General features: G+C 66.4%; 20 protein-coding genes and 2 riboswitches. Of the genes, 9 read left to right on the forward strand and 11 right to left on the reverse strand.

Features of this window, described 5'->3' with window-relative positions; genetic code table 11:
- Positions 1 to 115: 115 nt before the first annotated feature.
- Positions 116 to 1,024 (reverse strand): cupin-like domain-containing protein, encoded by a 909-nt coding sequence (locus ASF61_RS11910; RefSeq protein ID WP_056155923.1) that lies wholly within the window; start codon positions 1,022 to 1,024, stop codon positions 116 to 118.
- A 114-nt stretch (positions 1,025 to 1,138) separates the two neighbouring features.
- Between ASF61_RS11910 and ASF61_RS24050 the strand changes: the two genes are divergently transcribed.
- Positions 1,139 to 1,549, forward strand: coding sequence for a transporter substrate-binding domain-containing protein (locus ASF61_RS24050; RefSeq protein ID WP_229205817.1), 411 nt, complete (start codon positions 1,139 to 1,141; stop codon positions 1,547 to 1,549).
- A gap of 75 nt (positions 1,550 to 1,624) precedes the next feature.
- Entirely contained in the window at positions 1,625 to 1,963 is a 339-nt protein-coding gene (locus ASF61_RS24055) for a transporter substrate-binding domain-containing protein (protein ID WP_229205818.1), read from the forward strand.
- Here the strand turns inward: ASF61_RS24055 and ASF61_RS11920 are convergent.
- The 4 genes from ASF61_RS11920 to ASF61_RS11935 are packed head-to-tail and all read right to left on the reverse strand — an operon-like array spanning position 1,956 to position 6,188.
- Positions 1,956 to 2,300 carry a hypothetical protein gene (locus tag ASF61_RS11920; protein ID WP_229205819.1) on the reverse strand — a complete coding sequence of 115 codons (345 nt, stop codon included), beginning with the start codon at positions 2,298 to 2,300 and terminating at the stop codon, positions 1,956 to 1,958. The genes ASF61_RS24055 and ASF61_RS11920 overlap by 8 nt on opposite strands.
- Positions 2,297 to 4,831, reverse strand: a complete 2,535-nt coding sequence (gene ctaD / locus ASF61_RS11925; protein ID WP_056155930.1) for a cytochrome c oxidase subunit I — start codon at positions 4,829 to 4,831, stop codon at positions 2,297 to 2,299. The genes ASF61_RS11920 and ctaD overlap by 4 nt, the downstream gene beginning before the upstream one ends.
- Entirely contained in the window at positions 4,828 to 5,820 is a 993-nt protein-coding gene (gene coxB / locus ASF61_RS11930; RefSeq protein ID WP_056155933.1) for a cytochrome c oxidase subunit II, read from the reverse strand. The genes ctaD and coxB overlap by 4 nt, the downstream gene beginning before the upstream one ends.
- Positions 5,817 to 6,188 carry a cytochrome c family protein gene (locus ASF61_RS11935; protein WP_056155935.1) on the reverse strand — a complete coding sequence of 124 codons (372 nt, stop codon included), beginning with the start codon at positions 6,186 to 6,188 and terminating at the stop codon, positions 5,817 to 5,819. Before ASF61_RS11935 ends, coxB begins: the two co-directional genes overlap by 4 nt.
- A 126-nt stretch (positions 6,189 to 6,314) precedes the next feature.
- On the opposite strand from ASF61_RS11935, the gene ASF61_RS11940 reads away from it, so the two are divergent.
- The 4 genes from ASF61_RS11940 to ASF61_RS11955 all read left to right on the forward strand — a co-directional run bounded on the left by ASF61_RS11940 (position 6,315) and on the right by ASF61_RS11955 (position 9,190).
- Positions 6,315 to 7,208: a c-type cytochrome gene (locus ASF61_RS11940; protein ID WP_082491610.1), complete on the forward strand. Its 894-nt coding sequence runs from the start codon at positions 6,315 to 6,317 to the stop codon at positions 7,206 to 7,208.
- Positions 7,209 to 7,304: 96 nt separating this feature from the next.
- Positions 7,305 to 7,532: a hypothetical protein gene (locus ASF61_RS11945; protein WP_056155941.1), complete on the forward strand. Its 228-nt coding sequence runs from the start codon at positions 7,305 to 7,307 to the stop codon at positions 7,530 to 7,532.
- Between the two features lie 87 nt (positions 7,533 to 7,619).
- Positions 7,620 to 8,702, forward strand: coding sequence for a DNA topoisomerase IB (locus ASF61_RS11950; RefSeq protein WP_056155944.1), 1,083 nt, complete (start codon positions 7,620 to 7,622; stop codon positions 8,700 to 8,702).
- 68 nt (positions 8,703 to 8,770) lie between these two features.
- Positions 8,771 to 9,190: a hypothetical protein gene (locus ASF61_RS11955; RefSeq protein ID WP_056155948.1), complete on the forward strand. Its 420-nt coding sequence runs from the start codon at positions 8,771 to 8,773 to the stop codon at positions 9,188 to 9,190.
- A 74-nt stretch (positions 9,191 to 9,264) separates the two neighbouring features.
- Here the strand turns inward: ASF61_RS11955 and def are convergent, their stop codons facing one another.
- From def to ASF61_RS11985, 6 genes are all read right to left on the reverse strand, one after another.
- The gene (gene def / locus ASF61_RS11960) at positions 9,265 to 9,801 is read right to left on the reverse strand and encodes a peptide deformylase (protein ID WP_056155951.1); all 537 of its coding nucleotides are present in this window, start codon (positions 9,799 to 9,801) and stop codon (positions 9,265 to 9,267) included.
- A 9-nt stretch (positions 9,802 to 9,810) separates the two neighbouring features.
- Positions 9,811 to 12,150 (reverse strand): NAD-dependent DNA ligase LigA, encoded by a 2,340-nt coding sequence (gene ligA / locus ASF61_RS11965; RefSeq protein ID WP_056155955.1) that lies wholly within the window; start codon positions 12,148 to 12,150, stop codon positions 9,811 to 9,813.
- Between the two features lie 13 nt (positions 12,151 to 12,163).
- Positions 12,164 to 13,489, reverse strand: a complete 1,326-nt coding sequence (locus ASF61_RS11970) for a cell division protein ZipA C-terminal FtsZ-binding domain-containing protein (protein WP_056155958.1) — start codon at positions 13,487 to 13,489, stop codon at positions 12,164 to 12,166.
- Positions 13,486 to 17,013, reverse strand: a complete 3,528-nt coding sequence (gene smc, locus ASF61_RS11975) for a chromosome segregation protein SMC (RefSeq protein WP_082491550.1) — start codon at positions 17,011 to 17,013, stop codon at positions 13,486 to 13,488. The genes ASF61_RS11970 and smc overlap by 4 nt, the downstream gene beginning before the upstream one ends.
- Before the next feature lie 108 nt (positions 17,014 to 17,121).
- Entirely contained in the window at positions 17,122 to 17,754 is a 633-nt protein-coding gene (locus ASF61_RS11980) for a phosphatase PAP2 family protein (RefSeq protein WP_056155960.1), read from the reverse strand.
- Between the two features lie 111 nt (positions 17,755 to 17,865).
- Positions 17,866 to 18,435: an ATP-dependent Clp protease proteolytic subunit gene (locus ASF61_RS11985; RefSeq protein WP_056155963.1), complete on the reverse strand. Its 570-nt coding sequence runs from the start codon at positions 18,433 to 18,435 to the stop codon at positions 17,866 to 17,868.
- Positions 18,436 to 18,590: 155 nt separating this feature from the next.
- A riboswitch (glycine riboswitch) is annotated at positions 18,591 to 18,676 on the forward strand.
- Positions 18,677 to 18,695: 19 nt separating this feature from the next.
- Positions 18,696 to 18,793, forward strand: a riboswitch (glycine riboswitch).
- A 66-nt stretch (positions 18,794 to 18,859) separates the two neighbouring features.
- On the opposite strand from ASF61_RS11985, the gene gcvT reads away from it, so the two are divergent.
- The 3 genes from gcvT to gcvP all read left to right on the forward strand — a co-directional run bounded on the left by gcvT (position 18,860) and on the right by gcvP (position 23,487).
- Positions 18,860 to 19,981, forward strand: a complete 1,122-nt coding sequence (gene gcvT, locus ASF61_RS11990) for a glycine cleavage system aminomethyltransferase GcvT (protein ID WP_056155966.1) — start codon at positions 18,860 to 18,862, stop codon at positions 19,979 to 19,981.
- A 59-nt stretch (positions 19,982 to 20,040) separates the two neighbouring features.
- Positions 20,041 to 20,421: a glycine cleavage system protein GcvH gene (gene gcvH / locus ASF61_RS11995; protein WP_056155968.1), complete on the forward strand. Its 381-nt coding sequence runs from the start codon at positions 20,041 to 20,043 to the stop codon at positions 20,419 to 20,421.
- Positions 20,422 to 20,592: 171 nt separating this feature from the next.
- Positions 20,593 to 23,487, forward strand: a complete 2,895-nt coding sequence (gcvP, locus tag ASF61_RS12000) for an aminomethyl-transferring glycine dehydrogenase (RefSeq protein WP_056155971.1) — start codon at positions 20,593 to 20,595, stop codon at positions 23,485 to 23,487.
- Positions 23,488 to 23,582: the final 95 nt, after the last annotated feature.

Consider the following 23,582-nt stretch of genomic DNA (forward strand, 5'->3'; position numbering starts at 1 on the left):
CCAAATCGAAATGTGCTAGCAATGTTATTTAGCGTACATAACTTCGCTTATGCATGAGACTGGTTTAATGCGAGACGAGGCCATCGCGATGGTGACAAGCGCAGCGCCGCAAGGTTCAAAACTGTCCGGCTGCCGGATCGGTTCCCGAATCCGGATGGGTCAGCGCCAGCGGGACGCCGCGCGCCCAGCGGTTCGACGACAGCGAGAACGTCAGGGCGCGGACCTGATGGTACCAGCCGGCGGGGACGAACAGCAGGTCGCCGGGGTGGACGATGACCTCCGTGCAGCGGGCCTGGCGGGCCAGCGGGTAACGGTCGTAATCGGGGGCTTCGGGGTCGAAGGGCGAGCCGAACAGGATGGCGTTCGCTTCCTTCGGATACAGGAAGGCATCGTGGTGCGGTGGCGCCAGGAAGATGCGCTTGCTTCCCCAGATCTGGGCGAAGACGTTGTCGTCGTAATCGCAGTGCAGCGGCGTCATGGTGCGTACGGGGCCGAGCCAGAATCGCGGCGGGCCCATTTTCTGAAAATAGCCGGGCCAGTGACACATGCCGTTCAATTCGCGCAGTTCGAGATTGCCGACGTACGGCGGCAAATCATCGGTGCCGGCCAGGGAGATGTCGAGGTAGTCGCGCATTGTCATGTCGCGCATCGGGCGGTCGGCGGCAAAGGCGTTGCCGATGTAGTCGCCCACGCGGGCGCGCACCGGCACGTCGCCGTATCGTTCGCGCAGCTGCTGCGGCGTGAACCGGCACAGCGGCCAGCGCCCTACCACGTCCGTGATCAGGAAGGGCAAGCCTTGCGCGGCGCGGGTGCGGAACGCCGCCGCGTCGAGCTGACCGTAGCGTGGCACGTCGGTGAGCACCGGCAGCGCGCGGCTGGCGTGGCGGATGGCCTCGCGCATCTCGGCGATCGAGCGCACGCCGCGGATCTGTGCGTCCTTCTCTTCCCGGGCGATTCTGCGGGCCTGCGCCTGTTCCGGTGTATCGCTTGTCCTGCGCGGCGGCAGGCGTGATTGTTTTAACATGCTGGGTAATCGGTGACGAGGAAAACGCGCCAGTATAGAGCCTGCGGCGCCTGCGCTCGACACCGGCTGGTGTTAGCATAGGGAAACTCCTCTTTACCCACTGTTCGGAGCGCAATGATGGACACCGGCGGCAGCCGTATTCTTTTGACGGTCATGGCAACAGCGCTGCTGACCGGCATCGCGCGCGCGGACGACATCGCCGTGACCATCTACGCCGATGCCGGTTACCCGCCCTATTCCTATGACCAGGGCGGCAAGGCTGCCGGCTTGTACCACGAGATCGTCACGGCCGCGCTAGCGCGCATGCATGGCTACAAGGTGGCGATCAAGCCGCTGCCATGGAAGCGCGGCATGGCGCTGCTGCAGTCGGGCGCCGGCTTTGCGCTCTACCCGCCCTACATGAATACCCGCGATGAACCGTGGACCTGGCCCTATTCGCGCCCGCTGCACGAGGAACATGTGGTTGCCGTCTGCCGCAAAAGTGTGCTCAAGGGACGCGGCAGGCAGTGGCCGCAGGATTTCTAAGGGCTCACCATCGGCAACAACGCCGGCTTCATCGTCGGCGGCGAGGCATTCGACCAGGCCGTGCGGGCGGGCCGCATGCGCGTGTCCGAGGCGCGCGACAGCGCCGCCAACATCCTCAAGCTCAAGCTCGGGCGCATCGACTGCTACATCAACGACCGCTACGCCATCGCGTGGACCACGCGCCAGCTCGAAGCTGACGGCCGGCTGACCGACGCCGCGCTGCGTACCGAAGTGGTGGAGGCTGCAGTCATCGCGGTCAAGAGAGGCTACCTCGGGTACACCAGCCGCGACCAGGGCCGCTTTCCGTTCAAGGCGGACTTCGTGCGCCAGTTCGACACCGCCATCGACGATCTCAAACGCAGCGGCCAGCTCGATCACATCGTGCGCAGCCATCTGCAGCAGACGCTCAAATAAAGCCGGGCCCCGCGCACAGATCGACCATCAGCAGCGGCACGCACGACCAGGCGATGGCCACCAGCGCCAGCGCCGCAATCGCCAGCGCGGCCCAGTCATGCAGTGCGGCGCCCCCCTGCCCCCGGGCGCACACGCGGCGCAGCGCCCGCGCCAGCAGCACCGCCGAGACCGCGGCAGCCAGCACGGACGCTGCCGCCAGCGCCAACGTGGCGCCGGCGCCGCGCTCGCACGCCACCGCTGCCCAGGCATAGCAAAAGAAGAAATGCACGCCCCAGACCAACAGCGGCAGCGTGACGGTCAAAACGCGGGACAATAAACGGTCGCGGGTGCGCATCATCGCTCCATCAGCCAGGGCAGCGCCTGCAGCACCACGGCGATGGTCACGCCCTGCAGCGTGGCGTAGTGCCAGACCAGCGCGCAGTTGTCGAGCGTGGCGCGGTTGACCGCAGTCAGCCTTCCGCTCCACGTGCGCGCCACCAGGTACAGCGCCAGGATGGTCAGCACCACCACGTGCAGTCCCTGGTACGACAGCATGGCGGCAATCGTCGCTGCCCAGGCATTGGCGGTCGGTTCGAGCCCGGCCAGGAACTGGCTGCGCAAGTCGCCGGCAAATGCACCGAGCACGCAGGCCAGCGCGGCCAGCACCATCGACACTTTCAGCCGACCGTTACCGACGGTGGCGTCGATGCGGCGCACCCACTCGATCAGCGCCGAGCCGGCGGCCAGCAGCGTGCACGACAGCAGTGGCCAGAACGCGTCCGGCACCCGGCTGCCCGGCGGTGGACAGACGTCGAGCCGCATCGTGGTGTGGATGTGGGCAAACAGGAACGACGCGAAGATGGTCGCATCGACCACCAGCATGATCATCGTGCCCCACCAGGAATGGGCGGCGGGTCCGCTGGCGCCCACCGGCAGCGCCACCGTGTCGCTCACCTGGGCCGTACGCTGCATCGGCAGCCGGTCCGACTGCCACATCCAGATCACCACGCCGGTCACGGCCACGATGCCGCAGGTGCTTGCCACCAGCGTCCACTCGATCGTCAGCAGCAGGAAAAAACCGGCCGTGCCGACGGCCGCGATCAGCGGCCACCAGCTGTCGCCGGGGAGGATCTGCAGGTATAGCGGACGGGCGCTGACCGGGCTGGTGATGATGGTTTCGCGGCGGCCGGTGGCGGTGCCGGGCAGCCAGTGAAGCCCGGCCGGCACTTCGGTCATCAGCTCGGGGCAATCCCACAGCGGCTCGTGCGACCGCACGTCGGGAATGCTGCGTGTCGCGTAGTCTTCATTCGGCAGCCATTCGAGCGTGGCGGCCTGCCACGGATTGCCCGCTGCGCGCGCGGGCCGGCGCAGCGTGCGCACGGCGTCCACGATAAACAGCAGCACGCCGAGGGCCAGCACCAGCGCCCCGACCGACGAGGCCAGGTTGTAACCATCCCACTCCATCTCGGCGCCGTAGGTGTACACGCGGCGCGGCATGCCGAGCAGGCCGGCGATATGCATCGGGAAGAACGCCAGGTTCATGCCGACGAACATCAGCCCGAACACCCAGCGCCCGACCTGTTCGGAGAGCTTGTTGCCATTGATGAGCGGCATCCAGTAGTACATGGCCGCGAACATCGGGAACACCAGCCCGCCGATCAGCACGTAGTGCAGGTGGGCCACGATGAAATAGGTATCGTGGGCCTGCCAGTCGAACGGCAGCAGCGCCACCATCACCCCGGTCAGGCCGCCCAGCACGAAGATGAACAGGAAGCCGAGCAGGAACAGCGTGGGCGCAACCATGCGCAGCTGGCCGCGCCACATGGTGGCCAGCCAGGCGAAAACCTGCACGCCGGTCGGTATCGCCACCGCCATGCTGGCGGCCGAGACCAGGCTGGTTTCCAGCACGCCCAGGCCGGCCGTAAACATATGGTGCGCCCACAGCGCGAAGCTGAAGAAACCGACGACCACCAGCGCGGCGACGATGGAGCGGTGGCCGACCAGCGGCGTGCCGGCCAGCGCCGGTATCATGGTCGAGACCATGCCCGCCGCCGGCAGGAAGATGATGTACACCTCGGGATGGCCGAAGAACCAGAACAGGTGCTGCCACAGCACCGGGTCGCCGCCGCGATCCGGGATGAAGAATGGCCAGTCGAAGGCGCGCTCCATTTCCAGCAGGGTGGTGCCGGCGATGACGGCCGGGAAGGCGAACACGATCATCACGCCGACCACCAGCATGGCCCATGCATACACGGGCATGCGCGCCAGCGTCATGCCCGGCGCACGCGTAAACAGGATGCCGACGATCAGTTCGATGGCGCCGGCAATGGCTGAGATTTCGATGAAGCCGATGCCCAGCAGCCAGAAGTCGGCGTTGAGGCCCGGCGAATATTGCTTGCCGGTCAGCGGCGGGTACATGAACCAGCCGCCATCGGGCGCCAGGCCGACGAACAGGCTGGTGAAAAATCCGAGGCCGCCCACCGCGTAGGCCCAGTAGGCATAGGCGGACAGGCGCGGAAACGGCAGGTCGCGCGCGCCCAGCATGCCGGGCAGCAGATAGACGGCGATCGCCTCCACCACCGGTATCGCAAACAAGAACATCATCACCGTGCCATGCATGGTGAAGACCTGGTTGTAGGTGGCAGGCGTGAGCAGGCCGGCGTCGGGCACGGCCAGCTGCGCGCGGATCAGCAGGCCCAGGATGCCAGCCAGGATGAAGAACAGCAGCGCGGTGCCGATGTACAGCAGGCCGATATTGGTGTTATTGACGGTGCTGAAGAACGCCAGGCCGCGCGGCGTGCGCCAGACGCGTTCAAGTTTTTCCAGCTCGTCGGGCGGTCGCGGCAGTGAGCTGGGCAGCTCGCGCGGGGATTCGGTGGCGGCGGTCATTGCAGGCTTTCCAGGTAGGCGGCCAGCGCTGTGAGCGTGGCCGGGTCCATGTCGGTGCTGGCGGGCATGCGCACGCCGGGTTTGGCGATGTGCGGGTCAGCGATCCAGGCGGCCAGGTTGGCGCGGTTGTTCGGCCGCGCGCCGGCGCCCAGGTACAAACGGCTGCCGAAGTGGGTGAGGTCGGGCGCGCCGATATCGGCTGCGCGCACGGTGGACGCTGCCGCCGCCGGATCCGTCACCCCGCGCACCGTGTGACAGGCGCTGCACCGCTGCGCGACAAAGGCGCGCCGGCCGTGCGCCACCTCGGCCGATGACGGCGCCTTGGCCGGCTGCGCCTGCGCCATCAGCCACGCCCGGAACTGTTCGGGCGGCTGGGCCACGATGTGCAGCGCCATGCGCGCATGCTGCTCGCCGCAGTACTCGGCGCACTGGGCGCGATAAACGCCGGCGCGGTCGGCCTGCAAGGTCATGCCGTGCACGCGGCCGGGAATCATGTCGACCTTGCCGGCCAGCGCAGGCGCCCAGAAACTGTGGATCACGTCCGCGCTGCTCAAGCCCAGGTACACGGGCTGGCCCACCGGCAGCCGGATTTCGTTGGCAAGCACCACGTCCTCGCGGCCGCCGGGATGGCTGTAGCGCACTTCCCACCACCACATGTGGCCGATCACGGCAATCTTGACCGCGTGCTGCGACGACGGCTGCGTCAGCTGGACCGAGCGCCACGTGCCGAACACCAGCAGCGCGGACAGCAGCACCAGCGGCAGCAGCACGCCGCCGCCGAGCAGCCAGACCATCGGCTTGATCTTCGGCCTGCCGGCGCTGCCGCGCCGCAGGCTCACCGCGCACAACGCCATCACCGCGACGAACAGCACGGCGCCGCCGATGAACAGGATCCATGTCAGCTGCAGGATGATGGCCGCATCGGGGCCCGCCGGGTGCAGCACCGATTGCCAGGCGATGCCGGGCACCGGCGCGTCGGACGCGTTCATCGCAACTCCGTCAGGTAGGCGGCCATATCGCGCGCATCGTCGGGCGACACGCCCATCGCCGGCATGCTGGTGCCGGGTTTGAGGGCGGCCGGATCGACGATCCAGCGCGCGAGCGCCTCGGGCGCGTTGGGGATGTGGCCGGCGATGTAGCTGCGCCGGCCATAGCCGTCAAGCGACGGACCCACCACGCCGCGCGCGGCAGGCACGCCGGCGATCGCATGGCAGGCGCCGCACTGGTACTGCGCCATCAGCAGCTTGCCGCGAGCGGCATCGCCGCTGGCTTGGGCGAGCGGCGCCTTTTTGCCATTGTCGCAGGCGGCAAGCAGGGCGCAGCAGGCGCACACCAGCGGCAGTAAAGTCAGGGTCATGCGCACGATAGGAACCTGGTATCAGCTAGTGTCCCGATATAATACAAGAAAGATATTAATTTATTAACAGCAACAGAACATGCGTTCGCACGGCTTCCTGCCACTTTGCCGCCACTGGACCAGCCCATGATCGATTCCCGCCGCCGCCTCGTTATCCGTACTGTTGCCGCCACCCTGGCAGGCATCGGCGTCGTGGGCGGCATCATCGGCACGGCGGTGCTGTACGGCGGCTTGTACGACATCAGCGCAACCAAGTCGCATTTCCCGCAGGTGTACGAACTGCTCGAACGTGGCCTGCTGCAGTCGGTGCGTTTTCACGCGCGCGACGTCGATGTGCCCGGGCCCATCCTGCAGGAGGCGCAGACCGCGCCGGGCGCCCCGTCGGCCGCGTATCGGCGTTCGCCCCAGGTGGTACGCGGTGCGGGCCTGTACCGCGACAACTGCGTGGTCTGTCACGGCGCGCCGGGCGTGGCGCAGGACGATATCGGCAAGAGCATGCAGCCGGTACCCGGTCCCCTGTCCGATGCGGCGCGCCGCTGGCGCCCGAATGAGCTGTACTGGATCACGCGCAACGGCATCAAGATGAGCGGCATGCCGGCCTGGCAGTATCACCTGGCCGAGGAAGACCTCTGGGCCGTGGTGGGCTTTCTGGTGGCGCTGCCCTCGCTCACGCCCGCCGATTACGCGGACATCAGCGCGCAGGCGGGGCCGCAGCCGCGTGCACCGCGGCCGTCGTACGCCCGGCCGGACGTGGCGCGCGGCCGGCTGGCGCTGTCCCAGTACGCGTGCCATGCCTGCCACATGGTGCCGGGCGTGATCGGCTCGCCGACTGCGGTGGGGCCGTCGCTGTTCGACCTGCAGTCGCGCCAGTTCATCGCCGACGACTTGCCCAACAACGCCGACAACCTGGCGCGCTTCATCCGCGCGCCGCAAACTTTCAGCCCCCATGGTGCCATGCCGGCCATGGGTGTGACGGAATCGGATGCGCGCGACATGGCGGCCTACCTGCTGCAGCACTAGCCTGCGGCCGGTTGAGAACAGTCCGGGCGCCGCGCGCGATCCTGCCCAACCTGGCGCGCCGTGGCAAAATACCGCCTTCTTCGTAAAGGAACCGCCATGACCATATTTGCTGCCGCCGTGTTCGATGCCACCGTGATCTACGAGGGGATGGAACTGTTCAAGGGCCAGGGCGCCGCGCGCGGCTGGGCCGAGAAGCTGTCCAAAGAGCTCGAGTGCCCGATCGGCGTCGAGAAGATCGGCACCGGCTGGGCGCTGGTGGGCACCGTCGATGGCGCGCCGCGCAAGTGGGGTATCGTCGGTCAGCGCCTGAAGAGTCTGGACTAAGTCTGGACTAAATAAGGTGCGTTCGCGCACAACGCGCGGTCAGCGCCGGGGGTAGCATCGTGCCGATACTGCTCAACGAGGACTGCGATGAAGCGCGACGACATCACTGAGGCACCAGGCGGCGTGGCCGACGCACCGGCTGCCGCCAAGTCGGCCGGACTGCGCTATGTGCACGACGACCAGCCCGGCATCGTCCGCAAGCAGCGCGGCAAACATTTTTATTATGTCGACGCCGACGGCGCCGCGGTCAAGGACGAGGACACGCTGGCGCGCATCAAGTCGCTGGTGATTCCACCGGCTTACCAGGATGTCTGGATCTGCAAGCATGCCAACGGCCACCTGCAGGCGACCGGCCGCGATGCGCGCGGGCGCAAGCAGTATCGCTACCACCCGAAATGGCGCGCCGTGCGCGACGAATCGAAGTACGAGCGCATGCTCAGCTTCGGCAAGGCGCTGCCGAAGATCCGCCGCGCGGTGGACGAGTCGCTCAAGCTGCCCGGCCTGCCGCGCGAAAAGGTGCTGGCCACCATCGTCTACCTGCTCGAAGCGACCATGATGCGGATCGGGAATGAGGAATATGCGCGCGAAAACAAGTCGTTTGGCCTGACCACGCTGCGCGAGCGCCACGTACGGCTCGACGGCACCAGGGTCGAATTCCGCTTCCGCGGCAAGAGCGGCGTCAACCACTCGGTGCAGGTGCAGGACCGGCGCCTGGCCAACATCATCCGCCGCACGCTCGACCTGCCGGGACAGGACCTGTTCCAGTACATCGATGACGACGGCAACCCGCACACGGTCGGCTCGGCCGACGTCAACGAGTACCTGCAGTCGATCGCCGGCGAGGATTACACGGCCAAGGATTTCCGCACCTGGTCCGGCACCGTGCTGGCGGCGGTGGCCCTGCTCGAATACGAAAAATTCGACTCGGAAGTGCAGGCCAAGAAAAACGTGGTGGCCGCCATCGAGTCGGTGGCCAAAAAGCTCGGCAACACGCCGACCATCTGCCGCAAGTGCTATGTGCACCCGGCCGTGATCGAGACCTACCTGAGCGGCGCCATGAAGACTGCCTTGCGCAAGCGCGCGCAGCAGCAGTTACAGGACGACGTGCACGCGCTGCGGCCCGAAGAAGCGGCGGTGCTGGCGCTGCTCCAGCGCCGCCTGCAGACCTGAGCGCGAATGCAGCATACGGTGCGCCGGCGCGGTAGAATCGGTTTTTTCACCCGCCCGCGTGTTGAGACATGCCTGCTGCCCTGCCCTTCCCGATCCGCAAGGAGTGTCCGCCCGGCGCCTGCGTCTGCCGCCAGGGGGAGCTGCTCGACGCGTGGGAACGCGACCCCGCCACCGACATCCGCATCCTGCGCCTGACGCGCGACGAGGAAAAAGCGCTGATCGCCCGCATCGAGGCGATCGACAGCTATGAGGCGCTGGGCCGTATTGCGCAGCGCCTGTACGACCTGCTCGGCATCCGGCTGACGATCACCCCCAGCGCCAACGGCGTACGCACCGTGATGGGCCTGAACATCAAGCTGGCCGACCAGCCGGGCCTGTGCCGCCGCACGCACGAAAGACTGCCGGCAGCGGTGCGGCGCTGCCTGGGCGAGCATCCGGAAATCGTCTATGCGCTGCTCAATGCGCGCGACTTGCTGGGAACCTCGTAAAACCTACTGCGCGACGGTTTTTCGAGGTCCCCTTGCTGGGCAGCGGCCCGGAGCAGTCTCAGGCCGGCTGGCGATCAGTCGTCGTCGTGCGGATCGAGCTCCGGGAACATCACCGAAGTAAAACCGAACTTCGAAAAATCGCGGATGCGCGCCGGGTACAGGATGCCCAGCAGGTGGTCGACTTCGTGCTGCACCACGCGCGCGTGGAAGCCGTCCACCTCGCGCCGGATCGGCTGGCCGTGCTGGTCCACGCCTTCGTAGCGCAGGCGGGTGTGGCGCGGCACGCTGCCGCGCAGGCCGGGCACCGACAAACAGCCTTCGAAGCCCTCTTCCATTGCGTCCGATAACGGGGTGAGCACCGGATTGATCAACACGGTTTCCGGCACCTGCGGCGCCTCCGGGTAGCGCAGATTCTGCTTGAAGCCGAAGATCACCAGTTGCAGGTTGACGCCGATCTGCGGCGCGGCCAGGCCGGCGCCGTTGGCCGCGTGCATGGTGTCGAACATGTCGTCGATCAGTGCGCGCATGGCTGGCGTGTCGAATTCGGTGACCGGTTCGGCCACGCGCAGCAGGCGCGGATCGCCCATTTTCAAAATCTCGCGTACCGTCATGGCGCGTCCTTATTTTGCCGCCAGCAGCGCCAGCAGGCCTGCTTCGTCGAGGATGGTCACTTCCAGTTCCTGGGCCTTGGCCAGCTTGCTGCCGGCGTCGGCGCCAGCCACCAGGTAGTGGGTCTTTTTCGACACCGAGCCGGACACCTTGCCGCCCTCGGCCTCGATCAGTTGCGCGGCCTGGTCGCGGCCCATGGTGGGCAAGGTGCCGGTCAGCACAAACGTTTTGCCGGTCAGGTGGCCGGCGCTGGCCACCGTCGCCGGCAACTGCGCCAGCAGGTCGTCGCGCAGCGCCGCCAGCGCCTTGACTTGCTGACGGTTGGCCGGCACATCCATCCACGCCTGCAGCGCATCGGACACCGTGGCCGGCAGCCCGAACACATTGTAGATGGTCAGGTGGGCCAGCACGTCGAGCGTGACGTCCTGCTCGACCAGCTGCTTGCTGCGCGCCTCGGTCAGTTTCGGGATGCCGAGCGCCGCCATCAGCTTGACCGGTTCGAGCTTGTCGCGCAGCTTGGCGCTCGGTGCATGCTCGCCCTTCGGCGTGACGCCGGCAGCGAGCAGCGCGTCGATCGCCTGCTGGTTCTTCGGCTCGGCAAAGAACTCGGCGATCGCGATGGCGACCACGCCGCCGATGTCGGGCAGCACGCGCAGCAGCGCGGCCGGCACCCGGCGCACCAGGTCGAAACGGCCGAGCCACTCGGCCAGCGTCTTGGCGGTCGATTCGCCCACGTGGCGGATGCCGAGCGCGAACAGCAACCGTTCGAGCGGCGGATTCTTGCTGGCCTCGATCGCTTCCAGCAGGTTCTCGGCCCACTTGGTGGCGATCTTGCCGTTGGCGACCGTCTCCGGGACGGTGCCGTCGCGCTCGTCGGCCAGGCGTTTCATTTCCAGCAGGTCGTCAAGCGTGAGCGCGTACAGGTCGGCCACGCCCTGCACCTTGCCGTGTTCGACCAGGTTGTCGATGTAGCGGTCGCCGAGTCCTTCGATGTCCATCATGCGCCGGCCGGCAAAGTGGCGGATCGCTTCCTTGCGCTGGGCCGCGCACGTCAGGCCGCCCGAGCAGCGCGCCACGGCCTCGCCCTCTTCGCGCACCACGTGCGAGCCGCACACGGGGCAGGTTTTCGGCAGCACGTAGATCGGCGGCGCCGGCTCGGGGCGGCGTTCCATTACCACCGACAGCACTTCCGGGATCACGTCGCCGGCGCGGCGCACGATCACGGTGTCGCCCACGCGTACGTCCTTGCGCCGCACTTCATCCTCGTTGTGCAGCGTGGCGTTGGTGACGTTGACGCCGCCGACGAACACGGACGCCAGGCGCGCCACCGGCGTGATGGCGCCGGTGCGGCCCACCTGCACCTCGATGGCCTGGACGATGGTCAGCGCTTCCTCGGCCGGGAACTTATGGGCCAGCGCAAAGCGCGGCGCGCGCGAGACGAAACCGAGCGTGCGCTGGTCTTCCAGGCGGTTGGCCTTGTAGACCACGCCGTCGATTTCGTACGGCAGGGTGGGACGGGCGGCGCCGATGGACTTGTAGTATTCGATCAGGCCATCGTAGCCGCGCACCACGGCCGCCTCTTTCGCCACCGGCAGTCCCAGCGACCGGAACCAGTCCAGCAGCGCACTGTGCGAGGCCGGCATCTCGGCGCCTTCGAGCAGGCCGACGCCGTAGGCGAAGAAGCGCAGCTTGCGCTGGCGCGTGATGCGCGAATCGAGCTGGCGCAGGCTCCCTGCCGCCGCGTTGCGCGGGTTGACGAATTCCTTCTGGCCCGCTTCGCGCTGGCGCGCGTTGAGCGCGGCGAAGTCGCTCTTGAACATCAGCACTTCGCCGCGCACGTCGAGGATGGCCGGAGCATTTTTGGTATCGAGGCGCAGCGGGATCACGCTGATGGTGCGGATATTGGCGGTGACATCCTCGCCGGTATAGCCGTCGCCGCGCGTGGCGGCCTGCGTCAGCAAGCCGTTTTCGTAGCGCAGGTTGATGGCCAGGCCGTCGTACTTGACTTCGGCCGCGTATTCCACGGCCGCCGAGGTATCGAGGCCGTCGCGCACGCGGCGGTCGAAGTTCTCGATGTCGTCGTCGCTGAAGCCGTTGTTGAGCGACAGCATCGGCACCGAGTGCGTCACCTGGTCGAACTGCGGCAGCGGCGCCGCACCCACGCGCCGCGTGGGCGAATCGGGCTGCACCAGGTCCGGGTGTTCCTGTTCCAGCTGCTGCAGGGCGAGGAACAGCTGGTCGTACTCGGCGTCCGGTATGGTCGGTGAATCGAGCACGTGATAGGCGTGCAGGTGCCGATTGAGTTCGGCGCTCAGCGCCGCGATGCGCGCCTGGATATCCACTTCGGTCATCTCAGTTCCCGCTTCAGCTGAACAGGCGCAAGGCGCGGGTGGAACCGGCCGGGATGTCGGCGTCGTTCATTTCGGCGTAAAAGTCCTGCACCTGCTTGGCGATTTCGGCCAGGGCAGCATCGGACAGTGGCTGGTTGTAGTCGTCCACGATGGTGGCGTCGAGGCGGCTCATCAGCGAGCGCGCGCAGGCGACCATGGCGCCGAAACCGTCGCGCGCGGGCGCCACGCACGGCACGTCGAGCAGCAGCGTCAGGCGCGACGTGGTTTCCTCGGCCAGCGTGACGTTGGTCGACAGCGAGAACAGGAAGCCGCCGTCACCGTCGGGCATCACGTAGCGGCCGTCCGGACGCAGGTCGAAGCCCTGCTTTTCCAGCGCGCCGATCAGGGTGTTGATGGCCCATGGCGCGCCGTTGCTCTGCAGGTTGACGCCCAGCTGGGCGTCGTGGCTGGCGACGAAGCGGTGCAGGTTGCGCGCTTCGGCCATCACTTCGATCATGTCCGGCACTTCCGGCTCGGCGCCGATTTCGTCGGACATGGCGCGCAGGCGCGTGACCAGTTCCGAGTATTCGAGTTCATTGAGGGCCGTGCTGCGGCTGGCCAGCTGGATGCCGCCCTGCAGCTTGGTGTAGACGCCGCCGTAGGCGATCGGCTCCCAGTCGCCGGAGACGGCCAGGCCGATGTAGTGCAGCGGCTTGTTGCCGACCATGCGCAGCGTCTGCAGCACCGGCAGCAGCTTGTCGCCGCGCAGCGGGGTTTCCAGCGCCAGCGGCAGCAGGCAGTCGATCAGCGGATCGACCAGCGCCGTGGCCTGCTCGGCGGCAGCAGCGGCGGCGGCATTGGCGCGCGCGGCCAGTTCGTCCACGTCCGGTTCGGGCGCACCGGGCGCCACCGGGTCGATGGTGAATTCGGGGATGGGCGGTAGGGCCGGGCTCACGGGCGTGGTGACCGCGCTGAACGTGTCGGCGCTCGGCGCTGCCGGTGCAGCCGACGACTCGGGCGCAGGTTCATCGAGCGAGAAGCTCGGTTCCTGGCGCATGGCGGGATCGCGCCCCGACGCCGGTGACGGTACGGCGGACGGTGCAACCGCCGGGGCATTCGACGGCGCGGGCGCAGTTGCGCGCATCGCAGGCGACGCTGCCGGCACTGCGGGCGTCGGCTGCTGGGCGTAGGATGGTCCCGGCGGCAGGTTGGGGTCGCGCATCAGCACGTCGTCATGATCGGTGCCGAAGGCGCGCTCCACGCTTTTCTTGGCCTTGTATTCCTGGACCTTGTTATAGGTGAAGACGCCGGCCACGAACACGCCGGCGAGTCCGATCAAACTCAGTTGGAGATCTGTCATGCTGCTTGTACCTCAGTTGCAAAATTGGCGGCGGACTGCATGTCCACGGCCACGATGCGCGACACGCCCTGCTCCTGCATCGTCACACCGATAAGTTGATTGGCCATCTCCATCGCAATCTTGTTGTGCGAAATGAAGAGGAATTGGGTATGTTCCGACATGCGCTTGACCATGCGGCAGAAGCGCTCGGTATTGGCGTCGTCCAGCGGCGCGTCGACTTCGTCGAGCAGGCAGAAAGGCGCCGGATTGAGACGGAACATCGAGAACACCAGCGCGGTTGCCGTCAGCGCTTTTTCGCCACCGGACAGCAGGTGGATGGTGGCGTTCTTTTTGCCCGGCGGCTGCGCCATGACCTGCACGCCGGCGTCGAGGATCTCGTCGCCGGTCATGATCAGTCTGGCCTGGCCGCCGCCGAACAGGATCGGGAACAGCTCGGAAAAATGGCCGTTGACGCGGTCGAAGGTATCCTGCAGCAGGTCGCGGGTTTCCTTGTCGATCCGGTGGATGGCGTCTTCCAGCGTGGCGATCGCTTCGAGCAGGTCGGCATTTTGCGCGTCAAGAAAATTCTTGCGTTCCGAGGCCGTGGCCAGTTCGTCGAGTGCAGCCAGGTTCACGGCGCCCAGCAGCGAAATGGCGTTGGTCAGGCGCGTGACTTCTCCCTGCAGATAAGACGCCTTCATGTCGGGCTGGAGCTTCTGTGCCAGCGCCGCCACGTCGGCCTGCACCTCGGCCAGCTGGGTCGCGAACTGTTCCTGGTTCAGGCGCGCGGCCTGCTCCTTGAGCTGCAGTTCCGTGATCCTGTCGCGCTGCGGCTGCAGTGCGCGCTCGGTGGTCATGCGCCCTTCCTCGAAGGCGCGCATCTGCTGCGCCACCTGGTCCAGTTCATGGCGGGCGTCGGACAGCGCTTGTTCCTGCTCGGTGCGGCGGTCAAGCAGCGCCTGCAAGCCGTCGTCCGCGGTGCCGGCATCGAGGCTGGCCAGTTCCGCCTGGCCCGCTTCCATGCTGTCGCTGACCTGCACCACCTGGGCGCTGGCGGTGGCAATGGCGCGGCGCAGTTCCTCGATCTTGTTGCGCTGGGTTTTCTCGGCAAACGCGATTTCCTGGGCCGTGCGCTCAAGGTCGCGGGCGGCATCGCGGGCGTCGGCCAGGCGCTGCTCCTGTTCCAGGAACGCCGTCTGGCCGTCTTCGTGTTCGCCTTGCAGCTCGCCGAGTTCCATGTCGAGCTGCTCGAATTTTTCCTCCGACGCGAGCTTGATCTGGGTCTGCTCCTCCTCCTGCGCCACGATCTCGGCCAGGTCGGCGTCGATCTGCGTGCTGCGCTGGTTGAAGCGGGCCTCGATCTCGGACAGCTTGACCACCTCGATCTGCAGCCGGTGCACCGACTGCTGCAGGCTTTGCAGCTTGACGCGGGCGCCGCCGAGCTGGCGCGTGTGGGCGCTCAGCGCCGCGTCGGCGCGCGTGGCGCGGGCGCGCGCCTCGTCGGCCAGCATCTGCTGGGCGCGCAGCTGGCGCGTGAGGTTGTCGATCTCCTGCTGGCGGCCCAGCATGCCGTCCTGCTCGGCGTCGGCCGCATAAAAACGTACGCTGGCAGCGCCGATCAGATGGCCCTGCGGCGTGACGAAACAGCCGCCCAGCGGCAGGCGCGCGCGCTCGGCAAAGGCGCTGGCCGCATTGGGCGCCTGGTAGGTGTTGTGCAGCCAGTCCTGCAGCAGGCCGCGCAGGCCGGGATCGTTCAGTTTCAGCAGGTCGATGAATGGCGTCAGGCCGGACGGATCGGGCAGCGCTGGCGCGGTCACGGGCGACGGTGCGTAGAGCGCCAGCCGGGCCGGCGGCGCGTCGCTGAAGAAGGCTTTGGCCCACTCGATATTGGACAGTTGCAGCGCCGCCGTGCGTTCGCGCAGCACGGCTTCAAGCGCGGTTTCCCAGCCCGCTTCGATCTGCAGCGTTTGCCAAAGGCGCGGCAAGGCGTCGAGTTCGTGCTTTTGCAGCCAGGGCGTGACCTTGCCCTCGGTCTGCACCCGCTCCTGCAGCTGGCGCAGCGCCGTCAGCCGCGCTTCCAGCTGGGCGTTGGCGGCCGTCTCGGCATTGACCTGCTGCTGGGCGTCGCGCCGTTCCTGCTCGAGCGCCGGCTGCTGCGCCACCAGCTCCTCGACCAGTCCGGTCTGTTCTTCGAGCTGGCATTGCTGCTCTTCCTGCTGTTCGCGCAACTGGGCCAGGTGTGCGCTGTCGGGCAGGCTCAGGCCGTGTTTTTCCTGCTGCAGGCGCTCGCGCCGCATGGCCAGGCTGCTCAGGATATTGCTGGCGTTGCGCTGGTGCGCCGATTCCAGTTCAAGCTGCTGCTGGGCCTGCATGATGCGGGCGCGCGACTCGGTACTTTTTTGCTGCGCGGCGCGCCAGGCCTGCTCCAGCAGCGGCAGCGATTCGGCTTTCTGTTCGGCGCGCAGTTGCGCCTCTTCCACCCTGGCGCCCAGTTCCTCGAGCGTGTATTCCGCTTCCTCGATCTGGCCGCCGTACTCGCGCGCCTGCTGCTGCCACTGCTCGCGCTGGGCCGTGAGCGTAGCCAGCTGCGACTGCAGCCGGCTGCGCGACTCGATCACGAACTTGATCTGCGCTTCCAGGCTGCCGATTTCGGCATTGGTCTGGTACAGCGCCCCCTGCGCCGTGTGCAGGCGGTCGCCGGCGGCAAAATGCGACTGGCGCAGGTGTTCGAGCGAGAGCTCGACGTTGCGCAGCTTGGCGGTCTGCTCTTCGAGGTCGTTCTGGGCCTGCTCCATCTCGCGGAACAGGCGCTGCTGCTCGTTTTCCGCTTCGACCTTGCGCAGCAGCCAGAGCAGCCGCTGCTTCTCTTCCTGGTCCGCCTGCAGCTGGTGAAAGCGGGTAGCGACGGCAGCCTGGCCTTCGAGCTTTTCCAGGTTGCTGTTCAGCTCGCGCAAGATGTCTTCCACCCGCAGCAGGTTCTCGCGCGTGTCGTGCAGGCGGTTCTCGGTCTCGCGCCGGCGTTCCTTGTACTTCGATACCCCGGCCGCCTCTTCCAGGAACACGCGCAGCTCTTCGGGGCGCGACTCGATGATGCGGCTGATCATGCCCTGGCCGATGATGGCGTAGGCGCGCGGCCCGAGGCCGGTGCCGAGGAAGATATCCTGGATGTCGCGCCGCCGCACCGGCTGGCCGTTGATGTAATAGGTGGACGTGCCGTCGCGCGTGAGCGTGCGCTTGACGGCGATCTCCGCGTACTGGCCCCACTGCCCCGCTGCCTTGCCGGCGGAATTGTCGAATACCAGTTCTACCGACGAGCGGCCGGCGGGCTTGCGGTGGGTGGAGCCGTTGAAGATCACGTCCTGCATCGACTCGCCGCGCAGCTCGGACGCCTTCGATTCGCCCAGCACCCAGCGCACGGCGTCGATGATGTTGGACTTGCCGCAGCCGTTCGGTCCCACCACCCCCACCAGCTGCCCCGGCACCTGGAAATTGGTGGGATCGACAAACGACTTAAATCCCGACAATTTGATCGATGAGAGACGCACGTTGGATAGACTGGAAGATCGGCTGTAAAGGTTCGCAATAATACCATTTAGATTATGGCGTCACGCGAAATCCCGCGCCAGCAAGCGTGCGGCGCCAGCGTCCGTACCCTAGTTCGCCGTGCTGGCGTTATGGTGGTGCCACATCGCGCGCGAGTACGGATGGTCGCGACCGGAGAGCTTGAGCGCAGCCTGCGTGATCCAGTCTTCGGCCGGAATCGGTTCCACGTTCGGGGCCACCAGCACGATGGGCAGGCACAGCACGGCCAGCATGCGGCTCAGCGCCCAGCGGTGCTCGCGGCTGGCAAAATAGATGAAGACGCCGGCAACGGCCAGGCCGAGGATGGCGCCGCTGACCACTTCCGAGACCGAGTGGGCCAGCGTGGGCACGCGCGAGATCGAAATCAGCACCGCCAGCAATACGCCGACGCCGGCGCCGACGTAACGGGCGTACGGGCCGCTCGAGCGCAACACCAGGTAGCCTGCCACCGGGTACACGGCGGCCGCGCGCATGGCATGGCCGCTGATGCCCGCGAACTCGACGGACTCGATGCCGATGCCCCAGCCGACGAACAGCATCTTGGTGACCACGACGACTGCCATGCCGACGCCGAACAGCAGGCCCCAGGCCAGCGTCAGTCGCCATTGCTTGCCAGCGATCAGGTAAATGGCGATGGCAGCGCCGACGGGGCCCGTCACTGCCAGGCTGCCGATCAAACTCAGGAGGTGCCAGAAATACATCATCCGTATAGCCTTTCATTTATTGCATTGCACCATGCTATTTAAACACAGCGGACTCGACGAGGCCAATTAATGCCGCGAAGCAACGAAATGAATGACAGGGAAACGGGCGTCTCAGATATTGGTCACGCGCTGGCCGCGCGGCGGCACGAAGTCCTTGATACCGCTGACCATGCCCACGTCGCGCGCGTCCGACGCCGTCAGGTGCAGGTCGGAATACGCGTGCGTGCGCCAGTGTTCTTCGGACAGCTGCACGTGTTCGCGCAGGATCTGCTCGGTGCGGGCGTCGTCGGCCTGCAAGCCTTCGACGATGATGCGCAGCGCATCGGGGCGGGCGCCGTGCGGCGCACTGGCGTGCGACTTGTGCACCATGAAGCGCGCGGTCTCGCTGGCGTAGCGCTCTTCGCCGGCCAGGAACAGGATCACGGCGATCGACGCTACCGCGCCGGCGTTATACGTGACGATCTTGATCGGCAACTTGCTCAGGTAGTTGTACAGGCAGATGCCGTCGCTGACATAGCCGCCGTTGGACTGGATCAGGATGTGGGCGGTGGTGATGCGGTCTTCGGTCATGTCGGCAACCGCGTCGAACACGCGGCGCACCATGTCGCTGTTGACGTCGCCGGACAGCGTAAACCATGCCTGCCCTGCGTGCTCGTCTAATATTTGTTGGTCTTGGCTCATGGCTGGGCTCTCAAAATGTGTTTTTTATTCTAGCAAATAGTTGTCTTTTGAGCTTTTTCGCCGTGCGCCAGTCGTGCGCCCTGCGACGGCCTCGTCTGTGCGCTGGGCCACCACCCTGCAAGATTGACTTATGCACCCTTCTGACTTATATTCCCGAGTCTTGATCGGGAGAGGGCAACCAGCGTTGCCGCCGAAGGGGCACTACCCAAAAACTCTCAGGCAAAAGGACCGGTCAAGGGGCGTCGCATGGCAGCATGCGCGGCTCAAACTCTGGAGAGCGATTGCTGCCGCAATCCACCGAAGGGGCGCACGGGACACTTCCCGTTATCTCTCAGGTACCAAGGACAGAGGGGTTTGCAACATTGCGGTACGGCCCGGGCCGTGCCTTGTCAGCTCTGTTAACCCCCTTCGATTCTGGACCGCCATGACGCTCAAAGCCACTCCCCTCAACAACGCACACCGCGCAGCCGGCGCCCGCATGGTCGATTTCGGCGGCTGGGACATGCCGGTCAACTACGGTTCGCAGATCGAGGAACACCATGCCGTGCGCAGTGACGTCGGCATGTTCGACGTCGCGCACATGTGCGTGGTCGACATCAAGGGCGACAACGCGCGCGCCTTCCTGCGCGGTCTGCTGGCCAACAACGTCGACAAGCTGCAGGTATCGGGCAAGGCGCTGTACTCGTGCATGCTGAACCCGCAAGGCTTCGTTATCGACGACCTGATCGTCTATTTCATCAACGAAGGCTGGTTCCGCCTGGTGGTCAACGCCGGCACCGCCGAAAAGGACGTGGCCTGGATGCAGGCGCAGAACGACGCCACCGGCAGCGGCCTGACCATCACCGAGCGCCGCGATGGCGCCGACGCCATGGCGCTGATCGCGGTGCAGGGTCCGAACGCGCGCACCAAGGTGTGGCAGGCGATCCCGGAAGCGCAGGCAGCCACCGCCGAGATGAAGCCGTTCAACGTGGCGTTCGTGCAGAGCGCGCAGTTCGGCGAGGCGATGGTCGCCCGCACCGGCTACACCGGCGAAGACGGCTTCGAGATCGGCGTCGCTGCGACCGAGGCCGAAGCGTTGTGGAACGCGCTGGTCGCCGCCGGCGTCAAGCCGGCCGGCCTGGGCGCGCGCGACACGCTGCGCCTCGAAGCGGGCATGAACCTGTACGGCCAGGACATGGACGAAACCGTCAACCCGCTCGACGCCGGCCTGGCCTGGACCATCGACCTGGTGTCGGAGCGCGACTTCATCGGCAAGGCCGCACTGCAGGCGATGGGCCAGAACAGCCAGTTCGTGGGGCTGATCCTGCGCGAAAAAGGCGGCGTGCTGCGCGCCCACCAGAAAGTCATCGTGGCCGGCAGCGATGCGGTCGGCGAGATCACCAGCGGCACCTTCAGCCCGACCATGCAGCAGGCCATCGCGCTGGCGCGCGTGCCGAACGGCGTGCAAGTCGGCGACACCGTGCACGTCGAAATCCGCGACAAAAAGCTGGCCGCCTCGGTCGTCAAGCTGCCGTTCGTGCGCAACGGCAAGATCCTGGCCGTTTAATTTTCAAGTACCACGAGTACCGTTTTCAGCAGCCCTCACCCTACCCACTGGAGCTTTACATGAACATTCCTGCCGACCTGAAGTACACCGAATCCCACGAATGGGTACGCACTGAAGCCGACGGCACCGTCACCGTCGGCATCACCGAGTTCGCGCAGGATGCGCTGGGCGACATCGTCTTCGTCGAACTGCCGAAAGTGGGCACGACCTACGGCGCCGGCGAGGACGCCGCCGTGGTGGAATCGGTCAAGGCGGCCAGCGACATCTATGCGCCGGTGGCCGGCGAAGTGGTGGCAGTCAACGACGACGTGGTCAACGCGCCGGAATCGATCAACAGCGACGCCTACGCCAGCTGGCTGTTCAAGATCAAGCCGAGCGACGCTGCTGCCGTCGACGGCCTGCTCGACGCCGCTGCCTACGGCAGCGCGACCGCTTCCTGATTCATCAGGCGCGTTAGCCACGCGTTCCGCTGCGGCGGACCGCCGCGCTCGCGGGAACCCAGTTGTTGCCGCTCCGCCGCAATGCCGGCTACCTTGGATCCCCGCCTGCGCGGGGATGACGGATTTTCCGTTCCGTGTTCTTCAGTCACCCTTAAAGCTCCCCGACCTCATATGACCCGCACCAGCCTGACCCAACTCGAAGCCCGCGACGCCTTCATCGCGCGCCACATCGGCCCGGACGCCGCCGAACAGCAAGCCATGCTGGCGACGCTCGGCTATGCCAGCCGCGCCGCCCTGATCGACGCCATCGTTCCGGCCAATATCCGCAACAAGGCCGCCCTGCCGCTGGGCGCCTACTCGGCGCCGCTGCCGGAAAGCGAAGCGCTGGCCAGGCTGAAGAAGATCGCCGCAAAAAACAAGGTGCTCAAGTCGCTGATCGGCCAGGGCTACTACAACACCACCACGCCGGGCGTCATCCTGCGTAACATCTTCGAAAACCCGGCCTGGTACACCGCGTATACGCCGTACCAGCCCGAGATTTCGCAGGGCCGCCTGGAAGCGATCCTGAACTTCCAGCAGACCATCACCGACCTCACCGGCATGGGCATCGCCAATGCCTCGATGCTCGACGAAGGCACGGCTGCTGCCGAAGCGATGACGCTGATCCAGCGCGTGGGCAAGTCGAAATCGACGACCTTCTATGTCGCCGACGACGTGCTGCCGCAGACGCGCGAAGTGCTGGAAACGCGCGCCAAGCCGCTCGGCATCACCATCAAGTCGTTCCACCCGGCCGAGCTGTCGGGCATCAGCGATGCGTTCGGCGTGCTGCTGCAATACCCGGGCGTCAATGGCGTGGTGCGCGACTACCGCGCTGGCGTGGAAGCGGTCAAAGCGGCCGGCGCGATGGTGGTGGTGGCGGCCGACCTGCTGGCGCTGACCCTGCTCACGCCGCCGGGCGAATGGGGCGCGGACGTGGTCGTCGGTAATAGCCAGCGCTTCGGCGTGCCGCTGGGCTTCGGCGGCCCGCACGCCGGCTACCTGTCCACCCGCGACGAATTCAAGCGCAGCATGTCGGGCCGCCTGGTGGGCGTCACCGTCGATGCGCAGGGCAACAAGGCCTATCGCCTGGCGTTGCAAACGCGCGAACAGCACATCCGCCGCGAAAAAGCCACGTCCAACATCTGCACCGCGCAGGTGCTGCTGGCCGTGATCGCCTCGATGTACGCCGTGTACCACGGCCCCAAGGGCCTGCAGCAGATCGCCCGGCGCGTGCACCGCTACACCGGCATCGTCGCCGCCAACCTCAAGGCGCTCGGCTATACCGTCACCAACGAAACCTATTTCGACACGCTGACGGTGGCCACCGCCAATGCCGAACAGCTGCATGCCTCGGCCCACTCGCACGGCGTCAACCTGCGCGTGATCGATGCGTCTCACGTCGGCATCTCGCTCGACGAGACCACCACCCGTGAAGACATCGCCCTGCTGTGGACCGTGTTTGCGCACCCGGTCGGCGGCCCGGCCCATGGCCCCGATCTCGACAGCGTGGAAGCGGGCATCGCCGAAGCCTTCCCGGCCAGGCTGGCGCGCACCAGCGCCTACCTGACGCACCCGGTCTTCAACCGCTACCACTCCGAAACCGAGATGCTGCGCTACCTGCGCAGCCTGGCCGACAAGGACCTGGCGCTGGACCGCACGATGATCCCGCTCGGTTCGTGCACGATGAAGCTGAACGCGACGTCCGAAATGATCCCGGTCACCTGGCCCGAATTCTCGAACATCCACCCGTTCGCGCCGGACAGCCAGACCGTCGGCTACCGCGAAATGATCGCCCAGCTCGAAGAAATGCTGTGCGCCGTGACCGGCTATGCCGCCATCTCACTGCAGCCCAATGCCGGCTCGCAGGGCGAATACGCGGGCCTGCTGGTGATCCAGGCTTACCACCAGTCGCGCAATGAGGGCCATCGCAACATCTGCCTGATTCCCTCGTCGGCGCATGGCACCAACCCGGCTTCGGCCAGCATGGTCGGCATGCAGGTGGTGGTCACTGCCTGCGACGCCAACGGTAACGTCGACCTGGCCGACCTCAAGGCGAAAGCCGAGCTGCACTCGAAGAACCTGGCCTGCGCCATGGTCACCTACCCGTCCACCCACGGCGTGTTCGAGGAAGGCATCCAGGAACTGTGCCAGATCGTGCACAGCCACGGCGGCCAGGTGTACATCGACGGCGCCAACATGAATGCCCTGGTCGGCGTGGCCGCACCGGGCGCGTTCGGCGGCGACGTCTCGCACCTGAACCTGCACAAGACCTTCTGCATTCCGCACGGCGGCGGCGGCCCCGGCGTCGGCCCGATCGGCGTCGGTGCGCACCTGGCCAAGTTCCTGCCGAACCAGCGCTCGAACGGCTATATCCGCGACAACGCCGGCATCGGCGCCGTCAGCGCCGCGCCGTACGGCTCGGCCAGCATCCTGCCGATTTCGTGGATGTACATCGCCATGATGGGCGCCGAGGGCCTGACCGCGGCCACCGAGAACGCCATCCTGGGCGCCAACTACATCGCCCGCCGCCTGGCGCCGCACTACCCGGTGCTGTACACGGGCCACGACGGCCTGGTGGCGCACGAGTGCATCATCGACCTGCGTCCGCTGCAGGATGCGACCGGCATCACCAACGAGGACGTGGCCAAGCGCCTGATGGACTTCGGCTTCCACGCGCCGACCATGAGCTTCCCGGTGCCGGGCACCCTGATGATCGAGCCGACCGAGAGCGAATCGAAAGCCGAGATGGACCGCTTCATCGACGCCATGATCGCCATCCGCCACGAAATCGCCAAGGTCGAAAGCGGCGAATTCGACAAGCTCGACAACCCGCTCAAGCACGCCCCGCACACGGCCGAAGTGCTGACCGCCGACAAGTGGGAACGCAAATACAGCCGTGAAGTCGCTGCCTACCCGGTACCATCGCTGCGCAAGCAGAAATACTGGCCACCGGTCGGTCGCGCCGACAACGTCTACGGCGACCGCAACCTGTTCTGCGGCTGCGCCCCGATGAGCGACTACGAGTAAGCCACACCTACTTCGGGGTCAAATCCTGTTGCTGTTTAAGTTAGGGTCTACATAGCCGTCGTACCCGCGTAGGCGGGTACCCAAGTTTTGCGAGA

It is taken from the genome of Duganella sp. Leaf126 (assembly GCF_001423125.1).
In the GTDB taxonomy this organism is placed as follows: Bacteria; Pseudomonadota; Gammaproteobacteria; order Burkholderiales; family Burkholderiaceae_D; genus Rugamonas.

Coding starts and splice junctions, on each gene's coding strand:
- ASF61_RS11950 (WP_056155944.1), top strand. CDS start 7,620: ATGAAGCGCGACGACATCACTGAGGCACCAGGCGGCGTGGCCGACGCA.
- ASF61_RS11910 (WP_056155923.1), bottom strand. CDS start 1,024: ATGTTAAAACAATCACGCCTGCCGCCGCGCAGGACAAGCGATACACCG.
- ASF61_RS11970 (WP_056155958.1), bottom strand. CDS start 13,489: ATGACAGATCTCCAACTGAGTTTGATCGGACTCGCCGGCGTGTTCGTG.
- gcvT (WP_056155966.1), top strand. CDS start 18,860: ATGACGCTCAAAGCCACTCCCCTCAACAACGCACACCGCGCAGCCGGC.
- gcvP (WP_056155971.1), top strand. CDS start 20,593: ATGACCCGCACCAGCCTGACCCAACTCGAAGCCCGCGACGCCTTCATC.
- ASF61_RS11980 (WP_056155960.1), bottom strand. CDS start 17,754: ATGATGTATTTCTGGCACCTCCTGAGTTTGATCGGCAGCCTGGCAGTG.
- ASF61_RS11985 (WP_056155963.1), bottom strand. CDS start 18,435: ATGAGCCAAGACCAACAAATATTAGACGAGCACGCAGGGCAGGCATGG.
- def (WP_056155951.1), bottom strand. CDS start 9,801: ATGACGGTACGCGAGATTTTGAAAATGGGCGATCCGCGCCTGCTGCGC.
- ASF61_RS11935 (WP_056155935.1), bottom strand. CDS start 6,188: ATGACCCTGACTTTACTGCCGCTGGTGTGCGCCTGCTGCGCCCTGCTT.
- ASF61_RS24055 (WP_229205818.1), top strand. CDS start 1,625: ATGCGCGTGTCCGAGGCGCGCGACAGCGCCGCCAACATCCTCAAGCTC.
- ASF61_RS11955 (WP_056155948.1), top strand. CDS start 8,771: ATGCCTGCTGCCCTGCCCTTCCCGATCCGCAAGGAGTGTCCGCCCGGC.
- ligA (WP_056155955.1), bottom strand. CDS start 12,150: ATGACCGAAGTGGATATCCAGGCGCGCATCGCGGCGCTGAGCGCCGAA.
- gcvH (WP_056155968.1), top strand. CDS start 20,041: ATGAACATTCCTGCCGACCTGAAGTACACCGAATCCCACGAATGGGTA.
- ASF61_RS11920 (WP_229205819.1), bottom strand. CDS start 2,300: ATGATGCGCACCCGCGACCGTTTATTGTCCCGCGTTTTGACCGTCACG.
- coxB (WP_056155933.1), bottom strand. CDS start 5,820: ATGAACGCGTCCGACGCGCCGGTGCCCGGCATCGCCTGGCAATCGGTG.
- ASF61_RS11940 (WP_082491610.1), top strand. CDS start 6,315: ATGATCGATTCCCGCCGCCGCCTCGTTATCCGTACTGTTGCCGCCACC.
- ASF61_RS24050 (WP_229205817.1), top strand. CDS start 1,139: ATGATGGACACCGGCGGCAGCCGTATTCTTTTGACGGTCATGGCAACA.
- ctaD (WP_056155930.1), bottom strand. CDS start 4,831: ATGACCGCCGCCACCGAATCCCCGCGCGAGCTGCCCAGCTCACTGCCG.
- ASF61_RS11945 (WP_056155941.1), top strand. CDS start 7,305: ATGACCATATTTGCTGCCGCCGTGTTCGATGCCACCGTGATCTACGAG.